The organism is Anaerobacillus sp. ABD4_527 (assembly GCF_056160805.1).
The window spans coordinates 13,841-27,554 of record NZ_JBSWXZ010000008.1 but is presented as its reverse complement, the minus strand read 5'-3'; the positions used below and the strand labels follow the sequence as shown (position 1 = coordinate 27,554).

Annotated in this window: 15 protein-coding genes; 3 read left to right on the top strand and 12 right to left on the bottom strand. The window is 40.7% G+C overall.

Annotated features, from left to right (window positions below; genetic code table 11):
* The 4 genes from ACXAHI_RS20055 to ACXAHI_RS20040 all read right to left on the bottom strand — a co-directional run bounded on the left by ACXAHI_RS20055 (position 1) and on the right by ACXAHI_RS20040 (position 2,313).
* The gene (locus tag ACXAHI_RS20055; protein ID WP_474850805.1) at positions 1-723 is read right to left on the bottom strand and encodes an alpha/beta hydrolase; all 723 of its coding nucleotides are present in this window, start codon (positions 721-723) and stop codon (positions 1-3) included.
* Between the two features lie 84 nt (positions 724-807).
* Positions 808-1,296 (bottom strand): large conductance mechanosensitive channel protein MscL, encoded by a 489-nt coding sequence (gene mscL / locus ACXAHI_RS20050; RefSeq protein WP_474850803.1) that lies wholly within the window; start codon positions 1,294-1,296, stop codon positions 808-810.
* Between the two features lie 118 nt (positions 1,297-1,414).
* Positions 1,415-1,879 carry a thioredoxin family protein gene (locus ACXAHI_RS20045; RefSeq protein WP_474850801.1) on the bottom strand — a complete coding sequence of 155 codons (465 nt, stop codon included), beginning with the start codon at positions 1,877-1,879 and terminating at the stop codon, positions 1,415-1,417.
* Positions 1,879-2,313, bottom strand: a complete 435-nt coding sequence (locus ACXAHI_RS20040) for a disulfide oxidoreductase (RefSeq protein ID WP_474833167.1) — start codon at positions 2,311-2,313, stop codon at positions 1,879-1,881. Before ACXAHI_RS20040 ends, ACXAHI_RS20045 begins: the two co-directional genes overlap by 1 nt.
* Before the next feature lie 657 nt (positions 2,314-2,970).
* Between ACXAHI_RS20040 and ACXAHI_RS20035 the strand changes: the two genes are divergently transcribed.
* Positions 2,971-3,873 carry an aldo/keto reductase gene (locus ACXAHI_RS20035; RefSeq protein ID WP_474850799.1) on the top strand — a complete coding sequence of 301 codons (903 nt, stop codon included), beginning with the start codon at positions 2,971-2,973 and terminating at the stop codon, positions 3,871-3,873.
* Positions 3,874-3,951: 78 nt separating this feature from the next.
* On the opposite strand, the gene ACXAHI_RS20030 is transcribed toward ACXAHI_RS20035, so the two are convergent.
* Positions 3,952-4,338 carry a DoxX family protein gene (locus ACXAHI_RS20030; RefSeq protein WP_474850797.1) on the bottom strand — a complete coding sequence of 129 codons (387 nt, stop codon included), beginning with the start codon at positions 4,336-4,338 and terminating at the stop codon, positions 3,952-3,954.
* An 83-nt stretch (positions 4,339-4,421) separates the two neighbouring features.
* The gene (locus ACXAHI_RS20025) at positions 4,422-5,192 is read right to left on the bottom strand and encodes a divergent polysaccharide deacetylase family protein (protein ID WP_474850794.1); all 771 of its coding nucleotides are present in this window, start codon (positions 5,190-5,192) and stop codon (positions 4,422-4,424) included.
* A gap of 146 nt (positions 5,193-5,338) precedes the next feature.
* Here ACXAHI_RS20025 and ACXAHI_RS20020 point away from each other — a divergent pair, with 146 nt between their 5' ends.
* Positions 5,339-5,851, top strand: a complete 513-nt coding sequence (locus ACXAHI_RS20020) for an acyl-CoA thioesterase (protein WP_474850792.1) — start codon at positions 5,339-5,341, stop codon at positions 5,849-5,851.
* Positions 5,852-6,133: 282 nt separating this feature from the next.
* On the opposite strand, the gene ACXAHI_RS20015 is transcribed toward ACXAHI_RS20020, so the two are convergent.
* The 4 genes from ACXAHI_RS20015 to ACXAHI_RS20000 form a co-directional block, all read right to left on the bottom strand.
* A complete protein-coding gene (locus ACXAHI_RS20015) occupies positions 6,134-6,481 on the bottom strand; it encodes a DUF1516 family protein (protein ID WP_270182859.1) in 348 nt (115 codons plus the stop codon).
* A 160-nt stretch (positions 6,482-6,641) separates the two neighbouring features.
* Complete coding sequence (locus ACXAHI_RS20010) at positions 6,642-8,744, bottom strand: heavy metal translocating P-type ATPase (protein ID WP_474850790.1); 2,103 nt, start codon at positions 8,742-8,744, stop codon at positions 6,642-6,644.
* 104 nt (positions 8,745-8,848) lie between these two features.
* On the bottom strand, positions 8,849-9,565 hold the full coding sequence (locus ACXAHI_RS20005) for a ZIP family metal transporter (RefSeq protein ID WP_474850788.1): 717 nt from the start codon (positions 9,563-9,565) through the stop codon (positions 8,849-8,851).
* Between the two features lie 93 nt (positions 9,566-9,658).
* Entirely contained in the window at positions 9,659-10,600 is a 942-nt protein-coding gene (locus ACXAHI_RS20000; protein ID WP_474850786.1) for an arginine deiminase family protein, read from the bottom strand.
* 138 nt (positions 10,601-10,738) lie between these two features.
* Between ACXAHI_RS20000 and ACXAHI_RS19995 the strand changes: the two genes are divergently transcribed.
* On the top strand, positions 10,739-12,049 hold the full coding sequence (locus ACXAHI_RS19995) for an amino acid permease (RefSeq protein WP_474850784.1): 1,311 nt from the start codon (positions 10,739-10,741) through the stop codon (positions 12,047-12,049).
* Here the strand turns inward: ACXAHI_RS19995 and ACXAHI_RS19990 are convergent.
* Together ACXAHI_RS19990 and ACXAHI_RS19985 are read right to left on the bottom strand one after the other, a co-directional pair.
* A complete protein-coding gene (locus tag ACXAHI_RS19990) occupies positions 12,046-12,801 on the bottom strand; it encodes a YqcI/YcgG family protein (RefSeq protein ID WP_474850782.1) in 756 nt (251 codons plus the stop codon). The genes ACXAHI_RS19995 and ACXAHI_RS19990 overlap by 4 nt on opposite strands.
* A gap of 56 nt (positions 12,802-12,857) precedes the next feature.
* Complete coding sequence (locus tag ACXAHI_RS19985; protein ID WP_474850780.1) at positions 12,858-13,484, bottom strand: LysE family translocator; 627 nt, start codon at positions 13,482-13,484, stop codon at positions 12,858-12,860.
* Positions 13,485-13,714 lie beyond the last annotated feature (230 nt).

Below are 13,714 nucleotides of genomic sequence, written 5' to 3'. Positions count from 1 at the left end.
CTAAGAAGGAGCAAGCGTATGATGAGACTGGTCCGTTCCATTTGTTAAGAACTGATACACTTTTTGAATAACATCATCGCGATCATCACCATGACAGATTAGGTGGCGTGAACAATCCATCACGTGAAATTGCTTTTGTTTTGAACCGATTGTCTGGTAAATGGTATGTGCTGTTTTATAAGGAACCATACTATCGAGCTTCCCTTGCAGAATCAAGGTAGGTACCTTTACATCGCGAAATGAGGGTCTTAATTTCTGAACGAGCTTTCTGAATTGAAGGGATGCTTGGAAAGGCGTTACTTTAAGTTTCTCTTTATAACGAATGTAAAGTTCATTTTGGCTAATTTGCCCTCTGCTCGTATCTAACACCATTCTGCCGATATCTTTTACCATCTGAACGGGGTGAATGTAGCGATAGGCTGCACTCAACAATACAAGCTTCTCAACGTTGTATGCTGCAGCAAGATATCCTGCTAACACTCCGCCCATCGAGAACCCTACGAGGTAAACGGTGTCACATGTTTCTAGGAGCTCTTTAAGCTTTTCTTCCGCTGTATCGATCCATTCCTGAAAGGAGACGCCATGTAATGTTTCGTAATCTCCATGGCCTGGTAACGTAGGAACAGAAATTTTCCAATCGGTGTGTTCCCTAAGATAATCTGCAAGAGGTCCTACCTCATATGGAGCACCAGTAAATCCATGAATCAACATACATCCTACCATGATCAAAACCTCATCTTTCACAAGTTATCGTGTACTACTAGTATATCACTAGCAGTGATTCACCTGTGAACGATTGAGATTTCCCTATTTTCTGAATGAAACTTTCGGTGTAAAGCGTTCGTGTTGCTCTTCCCGCAATGAGCTTGAACAGTTTGGACAAATAATAGCTTTCGAGGGGATCGCAGTACAACAAAGAGGACACTCTTTGCGTGTCATCGCGTTCATTGGATCTTGTCCTGGTTTTCGCCAGCGATTAAGCTGCCGTACAACAAGAAACACAGCGAAGAAAATAATGAGGAAACGAAGACCAGTAGATAAAAACAACCCATAGTTGATCGTTGCGGCGCCAGCATCTCTAGCATCCGCTAAGGAAGAGTAGGTATGCCCGTTCAAGCTTATATATAACTCAGAGAAATTGATTCTCGCTAGTAAGAGACCTATTGGCGGAAGGATGATATCAGTCACGAGCGAGTCTATAAAGCTGCTAAAAGCCGCACCAAGGACCATTCCTATTCCCATATCAGCTGCACTGCCTCTAATTGCAAACTGTCGGAACTCATGTAAAAGACCCATCGAAAACCACTCCCTTACTACCTCATTTCTATGCAAAAAGTAAACAAGCTATGATGACGATCCATAGTTAAAGCGAAACATAAAAAAAGACCGCCGAACGTATCGACAGTCTAACACTTTATTTATTTGATTCGATCCATGTCTTAAAGTTTTCCTCAGGCTGTGAGCCTACAATGCGATCGACTTCCTCACCATTTTCGAATTTAACCACTGTAGGTGTGCTTTCGATTCTGTAGTTGTTCCAACCTTGTTCGAATTCTAGGATGTTATATTTCTTAAGGTCGATGCCCATGTCTTCTGCAAGAGGTACTAATACAGGTGATGTATTTTGACAATGCACACAATCAGGACTATAGAAATAAACAAATACGTCTTCTTCATTCGAAAGCTTTTCATCTAATTCTTCAGGTAGGATTTGATTTTGATACAAAGGATCATCTAGCTGATCAATCGTTCCTTGCTCCAATGAATCTTTTCCATAAGGGTTGTCTTCACTCTTCTCACTATTGGAATAGCTTGTAATGAAAGCTAAGGCACCGAATAATACGATGATGATTCCAAGGAATATGATGATTTTTTTCATTATTTTCCTTCCTCCTTCTTCTGCATAGCCAATACGACCATAATAACACTAATAATAGTAAACCCAGTTAAAGCTAAGAACGGGATTGTAATAAATCCGAATGCGTTGATATATTCACCAGTACACGGAACTCTTCCACATGCCGGAGAGGACTCAGCGAAGAAGGTTGTTTTCTGAATCAAGTAATGATAAAACGAAACGCAAGCCCCGATAAGCGAAATAGGAAGAACATACAGCCATTGTCCTGCATCTTTTTTTACAGCTGCTATTCCAAGTACAATCACTAGCGGATACATCAAGATGCGTTGATACCAACATAACACACATGGTTCATACCCCAGAATTTCTGAGAAGTACAAGCTTCCAGCCATAGCCATTACCGCAGTGGCCCAGGCACCAAACAATAAGTACTCTTTCTTATTTTCGTAACTCATTCGTGTAACCTCTCTTAAACGATAGAATGGTCTAATCTATATGGCAACATATGAATAAAGCCCACCTATAGCATACGTGATATGTATTCCTTTGCACAACTTTTCCTATCTAACGTTTGATAAGTTGTCACAACCCAAAAGAAAAAAGACCCTGCAGAAGCAGCGTCATGAAATAAAAGGTGAATATATCGCAACTAAGTAAAATAGCTACCGGTGCAGGCAGCTATTTGAAGGGGGAACTTCTCTTCTTCTTTGAAATGAACAATGTCGGGGAACACAATTCATTTTCATTTCCTTATATGATAATGATAATCTTTATCAATTAAATTGTCAATAGCCTTTTTTAATTGTTAGGTGAGGTACTTTTTCTATAACACGCGTGCTTCTATTTCGTATATATCCACTCTTTTTGGCTTCCGATCTCAGAATGAATGCAAATGTAGCAAACGATGCAATTAGAATCATGAAAAACAATAACAACTGTATAGTTTCTACCATCATCTCACCTCTCGTTTAAATTTTAACTCATTATATCATCGATAGTTGATAATGAGAAGCATTTTCAATGAAAGTGTTAGTTCATTATAGTTGTGCAAACGCTTGTATTTTTCTATGATAGTAGTTGTACAAACTATAGCTCATTCAGGAGGTTTATTTATGCAGCGCGTAAATCTAGGGGAAGATCTCTCTTTTTCACGAATTATTCATGGACTATGGCGTCTTGCAGACTGGGATCAGTCGAGCGAAGAAACGTTAGCCCTAATTGAACACAACCTTGAACGTGGGATCACTACTTTTGACCATGCAGACATATATGGCAGTTACGAGTGTGAAGAACTATTCGGTAAGGCGTTAGCTCTTAAGCCGTCTTTAAGACAAGAAATGGAGATCGTAACAAAGTGCGGCATCGTTCTCGAATCTCCAAACCGCCCTTCTCATACATCTCATATTTACAACACGAGCAAAGAACATATCATTGCTTCAGCAGAACAATCACTGAAGTCTCTTGGCACTGACTATATTGATGCGCTCCTTATTCATCGTCCTGATCCGTTTATGGACCCTGAACAAGTAGCAGAAGCCTTTTCTACTCTCCAAAGAGACGGAAAGGTACGCCATTTCGGTGTATCGAACTTTAAGCAACATCAGTTCAACATGCTTCAATCTTATGTCGATCAACCACTCATCACGAATCAGATCGAACTGTCGGCATATAACCTGGAAAACTTTGAAGATGGCACTCTTAACCTATGTCAGGAAAAGCGAGTAAAACCGATGGCTTGGTCTCCTCTTGCTGGAGGAAACGTATTTAGTGCAACTGACGAAAAGGCAGCTCGATTACGCCAAACATTAGAAAAGGTTGCTTCAGAAATTGGTGCAGAGGGGATCGATCAAGTCCTTTATGCTTGGCTTCTTAACCATCCAGCGGACATAATGCCGATCGTTGGATCAGGTAAAACGCATCGCATCGATAGTGCGATTGATGCGCTCTCGTTATCGTTAACGCGTGATCAATGGTTTGACATCTTCACTAGCTCAATGGGCTACGATATTCCCTAAAAAAACGTAAGCGTCCGGGCACATTCCGGACGCTTTTTTTATGAACACTAATCTGTTAAACAAACGTTTGATTGACTATTATGACTTCTGATTGGTTATGATTTCAGTTAACGAAAATTTTCTACTTCCTGTTACAGCTAAAATAATAGACAGCCCTAGTAATGATAATGGAAACTCAAACCCGCCAATCAACCCCATCTGAAGCTTCGCAAGGACGATTGCTCCAAACATCGTCAATCCTAGAATGATTGCAGAAGGAACAACGAAAACACCAAGGATAAGTGCGGCCCCACCTGCTGCTTCAACGATAGCAGTAAAATAAGCAAGCCAAGCAGGTTGTCCTATCTTTTCAAATAGTGCAATCGTATTCTCCATGCCAGCGAGTTTCTGGATTCCATGAGCAAACATGATTACTCCTAATATTAACCGCCCTGCCAAAAGACCCCATTCTACTCTACGATTCACATTATGCACCTCATTTAATGTTTTCCTAGCTAACGATGCGGTTACGGAATTAGATCAGTTTTATATCCAAACAAATATGGACATTAAGGAACTTGCTTATCGATCATATCAAAGCTTGGAATTAATTCGGATAAAGGGACGATCGTTGCGTCTGATTGGTAGATAGGAATGTATTCATTCAACACTTGCACCATCTTCTTCCCAGCAATCCCTACGTGTCCGATCGCGATATGGTTTTCGTCGTCATTAAGAAGCTTCTCAAGCTCTCTTGCTTTCTTACTCATGTGACTGATCGTATAGATATCATCGAAGAACAGTTCATTTTCAAGATAAGGAACTCCTATTTCGTTCGCTAACTTTGGAATAACGCTTTTATCCGTTGTTTTACTATCGAGATAATACAAGCCTCTTTCCCTACAAACATCTAACACGATTCTCATTACGCGTTCATCTGCGGTTGCTTTTGATCCCATATGATGATTCATCCCAACCGCATGTGGAACATCGTCGATCGCACGCGTAATTCTCTTTCTTATTTCTTTATTACTGAGGTCCGTTGTTATCGCGCCTGGTCCAAGCCAGCTCGACTTTCCTCTCAGTGGTTCCATAGGAATATGTACAATCACTTCATGCCCCTTTTTGTGGGCTAGTTTGGCATCTTCTTTTGTAGTTGAAAGAAAAGGCATGATTGCTACCGTTAATGGTACAGGAAGTTCAAGCATCTCCTCTGTTCCACCCATATTGTTTCCAAAATCATCGATTACGATCGCAAGTTCAGAACGCCCCTCACTCTCTGCATAAGTAGGAGACCACAGGAAATTTAGCGCGATTGCAGTAAGGAATAAAATTTTCATTCAACAAACCTCCTTTCCATTAAAATTCCCAGCATACTCGAAATTCATGAATATATAACCTAATCTTTCATCATATGTTTTCTTCAAAGTATTGAAGGGCATAGTAAAGTTAGACTAGTTATTTTGCACGAAAAGGAGAGGACAACATGGAAAAAAGATACATCAGAGAAACGCTTGTGGTAAAAACGAGCCACGTGTTCCCAGAAGCGACAAACAATCACAACACACTATTCGGTGGTCAGTTGATGCGTGATATCGATGACCTTGCGTCAATTGCAGCTATGAGACTTTGCAGAAGTGAAGTGGTAACAGCCTCAACAGACTCTGTTGATTTCCTACATCCCATTACACCTGATGATTCCGTCTGTCTAGAGGCTTATGTTTCTTATACCGGAAAATCCTCGATGGAGGTTTTTGTTAAGGTGATTGCGGAACACCTTTTGTCAGGAGAAAGAAAAATTGCTGCTACTGCGTTTTTAACATTTGTTGCTCTTGATGAAAATAAGCGTCCTTTAGAAGTACCTAAGATTATCCCTGAAACGGACGAAGAGAAAAATCTTCATAACACCGCTCCCGCTCGAGCAGAAAAAAGACGAGAACACCGTCAGGCAAGTAAAGAACTAGCTGGACTATTAACAACAAAACGACCATGGGAATAAAAAAACGACGTCCTTATTGGACGTCGTCAAGCTTGTTGAATAAATTGTTCTTTTCGTCATTTCTTATTGGTATATTTTATAAAAAAAAGACTTTATCATAAAGCGGATTGGAGCGGAAGGATGCTCGACTCCTGCGGGACATGCGGGACAGGTGAGATCCCGCAGGAGCGTGCGACGAGGAAGCTCACCGCCCGCCCCGCGGAAAGCGAGCATCCTGTAGCGCAAATCACTCTTTTCCGTTTGCAGAGCCTAACGACGTCCTAATTGGACGTCGTTTTTAGGTTAGAAGCTTATTACATCATATCCGATCAAGAGCACGATAAGAAGCAATACTACGAATAAAATCCATTGTGTTTTGGTGGATTCTGACCGCTTTCGTTTCCCTACGATGATCTCCATCACTCCGATTAGAGCGATCGCAACGATTCCTTTGAAAATATAGAGAATTGGAAATGACCCCATTGTAAATTGTAGAACGATCATTCCTGCACCAGAAATAATCATTATGAGATAAAAGAGTCTTTGGATCATAATTGATATGTTCTGCTTGTAGGCAAAAAAGCTAACGAATAGCAAAAGCACAAGAATTGCCCATGAACCTGCGTGAGACTGATAAAAAATATTGTACATGATGTGTTCCCCTTCCCATCCTTTATGGATCATGACATAAGTGTCATATCCTAATAGTAGAATTGTATAACCAACGACACAAGCCCCTAATGTGAAAAGGGTACAAATTTTTCATTTCTTCGAATTTAAAAACCCCTAGCACGTGACCAGGGGTTTCCGTTTATGAATGCTGTAGTTCTGGGTAAGGCTTTCCATCAGATTTCTTTTCTTTCTTGTTCCATAGAATGGTTAAACTAATCAATGTGACAAGTATGGTTGCACCCATATCTGATAGGATAGCGATCCAAAGCGTAAGGAGACCAGGAATCGTTAAGAGCAATGCAACAAGCTTTAAGCCAAGAGCTAAAGCGATATTGAACCGGATGGTACGATTGACTCGCTTTGCAATTCCGATTGCTTCAGGTAACTTACCGAGGTGATCTTGCATCAGCACGATGTCTGCTGTTTCAATCGCACTATCTGTCCCTTTCCCCATAGCAATGCCTAAATCAGCTGTCGCTAGAGCAGGAGCATCGTTAATACCATCTCCAACCATCGCAACATTACCGTTCTTTGTTAGCTCCTTTACTTTCTCTACTTTATCTTCAGGCATCAAACCTGCATAGTATGAGCGAACGCCAACTCGTTTTGTAACCTTCTCTGCCGTCTTTTGATGATCACCAGTCAGCATCACTGTATTTTTTATTCCTATTGCATGAAGCGCACTCATCACTGATTCGCTTTCTTCTCTAACCTCATCTGAAATTCCGAACATCCCTAAGATAGTTGTATCATCTGCAACCAGCACTAAGGTTAACCCGTCTTCCTTCATAGACGTGATCAGAGACTGAGCACTCTCATCGATCGCTGCCCCATCCACACTCTTCTCATTTCCAATTCGATAACGTTTTCCATCGATCTTTGCCACGATCCCTTGACCTGCAACTGATTCAAGTTCTTCCGCTTCTTTTTCTTGATAAGGGAACTCACTCACCTTATTCATGATTGCTTTTGCTAAAGGATGCGAAGAATGCTTTTCAATGGCTGCAGCAACTGTAAGGAAGTTTGCGTGATCAAACGTCTCAACTCTTTCAACATATGGTGTTCCCTTCGTCAACGTCCCCGTTTTATCAAACGCTAACGTATCGATCATGCCAAGCTGCTCCAAATGAACGGACCCTTTTATAAGAATGCCATTTCGAGCATTTCTCGTTATTCCAGATATGTTTGCGATAGGAGAAGATAAGATCAATGCACACGGGCACCCAACAATTAATACGGCTAATCCTTGATAGAACCACTCGCCAAAACTTGCATTGAAGAAAACGGGTGGAACAATCATGACAAGCGCTGAAATGATCATGATCATCGGAGTATAGTATTTAGAAAAACGATTAATAAATTGTTCTGTTGGCGTCTTTGTTTCCTGTGCTTCTTCTACAAGATGAAGAATCTTCGCAAGAGAGGAATCTTTGTACGCCTTTGTAATTCTAATACGTAGAACACCTTCATTGTTGATACTTCCTCCAAATACGCTTTCTCCCACGACTTTTTCAACGGGCATGGCCTCTCCTGTAATCGCTGCTTCATTGACTGAGCTGTTTCCAGTTTCGATCACACCATCAGAGGGAATCTTCTCACCTGACCTCACGAGTACCAAGTCATCTACACTTAGATTAGAAATCGGAATTGTTTCTTCTGCGCCGTTATGAATGATAACTGCCTCTTTTGGTGCGATTTTAAGGAGTGAAGCCATGGATTTTCTAGCTTTTTGCATGCCTAATCCTTCTAAGTATTCGTTTAAACCAAACAGAATGGCAACAAGGGTACCTTCTCTCCATTCTCCAATCGCAACCGCACCGACCAATGCAATCGTCATCAAGGTTTCTATATTAAATTTCAATCGAATAAGGTTTTTTAACCCTTTAATAAATGTTTGATAACCACTTAGTATAATTGCGGTAATGTAAAATGGTACTGCTGTAAAACTAGTCATTCCATCCACTAGAAGTGCAAGAATAAACACACCAGTAGCAATTCCAAGATAGATTTTAATCGATGATGGATGGCTGTGACCATGCTCATCCTCTTCGGTTAGTAACGAAGCATTATCGGTTGCTAAAATCTTTTTCACCTTTTTGAGATCGATCTTCTCATCAAGTTGAATCTTTCCCGAGTTGTACTGAATTTGAGCCGATTCTCCATAATCTAATTTTTGAATTTGCTGCTCCATATCTGAAGCACAATTTGGGCACGATAAGCCTTTTAAGCGATACTCTTTCATCTCGCTTTCCACTCCTCTATTAGGAACCTTATGTCATTATATTCTATATATGAGCATGTGTTCATATATGATGTTTATAATTTTACTGATTCTTTTGCGATTTGTCAAAAAAGTTTATGAACGATTTTCATATATGTAACGATTATAAGTATGCCCATTGAGATATATAAAAATAAAGTTCTGAGGAAGACACGTCCTTTTACCTTCAAGATGATCTCGTACCAAGCCACATAAGAAAGTGACCCGATCGCAACACCTGTAAGAAATCCGTTAATGGTATAAGAAGGCGCAACATGTGTACCAACAGCTGCAGATAAAACCAACGCGAAGGAAATCAATGCAGCTGCTAAGATCGAATACCTACTCTTTAATCCTGAAATAGTCATGAACAAAACTAATGCGACACCTTCAGGGATATGATGAATGAAGAGCGCTAACAGTAACACCCCTCCGAATTCCGCTCCATCTCCATTGATACCAATCGCAACTCCAACTGGAATACTATGTGAAAGGAGAGCAAATACAAATGCAATAACAGGCACATATTTATTATGTACAAACCGATTATGAAAGCTTGCATCGATCAAAACGAACAATAAAAAAGACAACAATGCCCCTAAAAGAATGCCCATCGGCTCAAATGAATGCATGCTTTCCGGAATCAATTCAAATACAATGACACCGATCAGCATGCCACCACACAGTAAATAAAGCTCTTCCATTCTATGTGAATAATGACGATACGCTCCTCTGCCTACAGCTGCTCCAACAAGTAAACCACTGATGCCAACAAGAAAAAGGTTCGTTAATAAGGAAAACATCAATCTGCCTCCTTTTTATAGGGCAAGCTCATACCACGTCCACTAAAATATATGAGCAAAATAAAAAAACAGAAGAATAACCCTTCTTCTGTCTTATCGTCTTTCGATCGGTAGCGTCATACAGCGAATACCGCCCCCACCTTTTTCGAGTTCACCTACATTTACTTCTACTAATTTCTTCTTTTTTAACTTGGGGTGGCTTTTAAAGATCTTCTTGTTAGCTTTTGTACTGATTAAGAGTGTTTCTGGATTTAGATTTAAGAAGTTAATATCAGCTAACGTATGGGTGATTTCATCCGTCCAGACAACGTCACATCCGTGACGATTTAAAAACGCTTCCATCATCATGTACTTGGACGGGCCTTGTAACAAGACTTTCACAGGGAAAAATCTCATGTAACTCTTAGCAAGATATACATCTTGTCCCACTGCGTTGCAACTCATATCCAAGTGAAGTGTATCTGCTCTTCTTGGCAGATCGATTACGCCAATTTCTGAAAAGCCCGCTGCGAAGATCTGCTCCTTGATCGCTTCAATGCTATCGATACTTGTCCGCACTCCAGAATTAATGAATACAGCATCTTTATTTACAATCATCACATCTCCAAATTCTAATGCTTTACAATCGTTGTTTCCTTTGACGGAAAATGTATCTTCATCGAACCAGTGTTGAAAAAGTAGATGTGATGTCACGTATTCCGGCTTCCTCATCGTCGTACCAGCCTCACCTGGTACAATATGATTGCCAAAGACGCAGGCAAGGTCTCGCACAAAGACTCGATTGATCAACTGCTTATGAAAAGCTAGATCTTCTGGTGATAAAAATGCATCATACTTCACTACATTGACTCCAGAATCTCTCAACCCACTTACCATGTTTTCGTGATGTTCACATGCCTTTTCATGGTTAACAGGAGCTTCCCACTGAACATAAGAAGCTATTTTCTTATCTGGCACATCGAGAGAAGTTGGGGAACAAACGATGACACTTTTTAACTCGCTATATTCATTCCAACAATTTGGGGATAAATTCATAATAAAGCAATCTCCTTTTAAAAGATTTACCTTATTACTATCTCCTCACCATATAAAAGCATTCCATAACGGCAAATAACACATATTCCATTGCTTTCCTTCTCACACTAAGACTAATTATGAAGGGGAGAATGGGTCATGAAAAAAACTACAAAGTCTGAAAATCTTCAATGGTGGCAGCTTTCTTTGATCGGCGTCGGATGCATCATCGGAACAGGATATTTCCTTGGTTCTAGTATTGCGATTCAGAAAGCGGATAACGCCATCTTAATCGCATATGCAATCGCAGGGCTAGGGACATGGTTTGTGTTTCAGGCCCTTGCGAAATTAACCGCTCACCATCCTGTAAAAGGTTCATTCCGTACTTATGCAAAACATGCATTTGGAGATTGGGCAGGTTTTAGTAACGGATGGGTATACTGGTCATCTGAAATGCTCATCATGGGTAGTCAATTAACGGCTCTCTCAATTTTTGCACAGTACTGGTTCCCGAAAACTCCTCTATGGATTTTCGCGACGATCTTTGCCATCGCCGGGCTTTCGATCATTCTCATGGGCGTTCACAAGGTCGAACAACTGGAAAATGTATTTGGGATTATGAAAGTAGCAGCGATCGCCATGTTTCTCATCATTTCGATCGCCGTCATAAGTGGGTTGATTAATCCCCTTGAGCGAGCTACTCCTTCCTCTTCTCCGCTGACTGATTTATTCCCACAAAGTGGGATTGGGTTATGGACCGCTCTTCTTTATGCGTTTTATGCCTTTGGTGGAATTGAAATAATGGGACTCATGGCTGAACACTTAAAAGACCCTAAAGATGCACAGAAATCCGGAAACATCATGTTACTCGTACTTACTTCGCTCTACCTGTTATCATTTTATTTTGTATTAAAACTGACCTCATCTTCTGCAATCACACCAGACGAGAGTCCTTTTCTAACGGTACTAATCTCATATAAGCTTCCTGTTTTCGTCCCGCACATCTTTAATAGCATCCTCATCATCGCAGGATTTTCAACGATGGTAGCTTCTCTTTATGCTGTAACGACGATGCTACTTACACTTGCAGAAGAAGGAGACGCACCGAAGCTTTTTGCGCAAAGTGAGAAGGAGAAAGTTCCCCTTCCCGCTTTCGTTCTCACGTGTATCGTAGTTGCGATCTCGATCATCATCGCGCTGTTAGTTCCAGGAAAGATTTTTGAATATTTTACGACTGCTGCAGGGCTTATGCTTTTATACAACTGGATGTTTATTTTGTTGTCTTTCCGAAAGCTTATGGATCAATCGTTTAAAAGCACGATCGGTATATGGCTTGCTTTTATACTTATTGCATTCGCAATCACCGGCACGTTGTTTGATAAGGTTAGTAGACCTGGCTTCTTTGTAAGCATTGGATTTATTGCACTCATTGCGCTAGCAACTGTCGTTAAATTAAAGAGAAAGCATTAAGGATGGAAGTTCTTTATTTTATTCTTCATTGCCATGAAGGGACACTTAGAAAGAGTCGTGTCTTCCTCATCGAGAAAATACTGCTTCCATTCATAGTTATCTTGCTGTCCATACCACTTTAAAGCAGAATGAGGTTTGAGGCCATCATATTTAACGAGTCTATTTCTGATGACCTTCTTTAACTTTTGCCCGAGAGATGTTGAGGCATTGATTTCTTCGAAGACCCACCTCGGTTGAAAAGCAAGCATAAAATAAGGAAAGCTTCGACTCTTCCGCAGGCGATGAGCTGGTGTCGCACAAAATACAAAATAGGGTTCACCGTCAAAACAAAACTCCCATGCCTGGTTATGTGGGTCTGTCGGTATGTCTTCTGGCCATGGTTTTTCGTCTAGTTGATGGACGTCGTTTAATAACGTCCAAAACGTATCCTGATAGTCCTCAATACTCTTGCCATCTTGATGATCAGCCTCAAAAAACACGACTAAAGAAGCGTACTTCCCTGTTTCCCGTGAAATCTCACCATATTCCTTTAAAATGACAGCAAGTTGCCGAGAAGCATGCTCTTCCCACGGAGGATCCGCAAATCCAAACCTCAAAGAATCATCCATAAATCCCATCTTTCCTGGAACACATGGATAGGGTTCAGATTCATTGCAAATCATATCTGAAAAATATTGGTAGGCTTTCGCATGCCAACCTTCCAACTCTTCACTATTTTCGTCCATCATACTCTTTGTATATAACATCAACATCCCTCCCAATAGCTACACACGGTATCCTATTGAGAGAATGTTCGTTAGGTGTCTGTCTAACTAAGGAGCATGGTCATCGCTTGCTTCCCAAAATAAAGTCCAAATGCAATAAGCACGATGCCCGAGAGAACTGAAATCACCTGGAGCATTGAAGGATTTAAGAGCCTTCTTGCCCCTGATGCAATACTAGCCATTGTTAAATCCCATATTGTGATTCCGATAAATATACCCGTGCTATAGATCAAGAAATGATAAGTGCCTAAGTTATTCGCGTTCTGAGCAAGAATGGATCCGTAAATACCTAGCCAGAATAAGATGTTCAATGGGTTTGAAAAGGCCATGAAGAACCCTGTTCGAAAAGACCTCCCCTTCGTTTCACTCTTTGTGCCACTGCTATTCTTTTGAACTCTCGACTTCACGATGCTTTCAACGCCCGTGTAACTTAACACGAAGAATCCAAACAGCCAAAGGAACGTTTTCATAAATTGAGAATCCACAATATGCCCAATCCCTATGTAAATCAACAGCATGAAGATTGCATCCGCAACCATCGCACCTATTCCAACGAACCACGCATTCAAGAAACCATATCGGATTCCTTTGTCCATCTGTGCAGCATTAATCGGGCCTACAGGCGCAGATAATGATAAACCTAACAAGATATAACTAAAATAAATACTCATCTCCGTCCCCTCCTTCGTAACATCCTATTCAAGCATGTCCAGAAGTATTAAAGAGAAAGAGGAACTTTAAAAAGACTTCGTTAGTAACGTTGTTAAACGAACATTTGTTGGAATTCAATATGGTTATTTTAGTTATTAAAAACGCGCGTATCATAATGACACGCGCAAAAACGTTCGATAGCAAATTGGTTATTTACCCACTTTATTAAGCACAAGCATCAACTGGGCAC

Bases quoted from the DNA above. Each gene is read 5' to 3' on its own strand.
- ACXAHI_RS20055 (WP_474850805.1), bottom strand. From the start codon at position 723: ATGGTAGGATGTATGTTGATTCATGGATTTACTGGTGCTCCATATGAG.
- mscL (WP_474850803.1), bottom strand. From the start codon at position 1,296: ATGGGTCTTTTACATGAGTTCCGACAGTTTGCAATTAGAGGCAGTGCA.
- ACXAHI_RS20045 (WP_474850801.1), bottom strand. From the start codon at position 1,879: ATGAAAAAAATCATCATATTCCTTGGAATCATCATCGTATTATTCGGT.
- ACXAHI_RS20040 (WP_474833167.1), bottom strand. From the start codon at position 2,313: ATGAGTTACGAAAATAAGAAAGAGTACTTATTGTTTGGTGCCTGGGCC.
- ACXAHI_RS20035 (WP_474850799.1), top strand. From the start codon at position 2,971: ATGCAGCGCGTAAATCTAGGGGAAGATCTCTCTTTTTCACGAATTATT.
- ACXAHI_RS20025 (WP_474850794.1), bottom strand. From the start codon at position 5,192: ATGAAAATTTTATTCCTTACTGCAATCGCGCTAAATTTCCTGTGGTCT.
- ACXAHI_RS20020 (WP_474850792.1), top strand. From the start codon at position 5,339: ATGGAAAAAAGATACATCAGAGAAACGCTTGTGGTAAAAACGAGCCAC.
- ACXAHI_RS20015 (WP_270182859.1), bottom strand. From the start codon at position 6,481: ATGTACAATATTTTTTATCAGTCTCACGCAGGTTCATGGGCAATTCTT.
- ACXAHI_RS20010 (WP_474850790.1), bottom strand. From the start codon at position 8,744: ATGAAAGAGTATCGCTTAAAAGGCTTATCGTGCCCAAATTGTGCTTCA.
- ACXAHI_RS20005 (WP_474850788.1), bottom strand. From the start codon at position 9,565: ATGTTTTCCTTATTAACGAACCTTTTTCTTGTTGGCATCAGTGGTTTA.
- ACXAHI_RS20000 (WP_474850786.1), bottom strand. From the start codon at position 10,600: ATGAATTTATCCCCAAATTGTTGGAATGAATATAGCGAGTTAAAAAGT.
- ACXAHI_RS19995 (WP_474850784.1), top strand. From the start codon at position 10,739: ATGAAAAAAACTACAAAGTCTGAAAATCTTCAATGGTGGCAGCTTTCT.
- ACXAHI_RS19990 (WP_474850782.1), bottom strand. From the start codon at position 12,801: ATGTTGATGTTATATACAAAGAGTATGATGGACGAAAATAGTGAAGAG.
- ACXAHI_RS19985 (WP_474850780.1), bottom strand. From the start codon at position 13,484: ATGAGTATTTATTTTAGTTATATCTTGTTAGGTTTATCATTATCTGCG.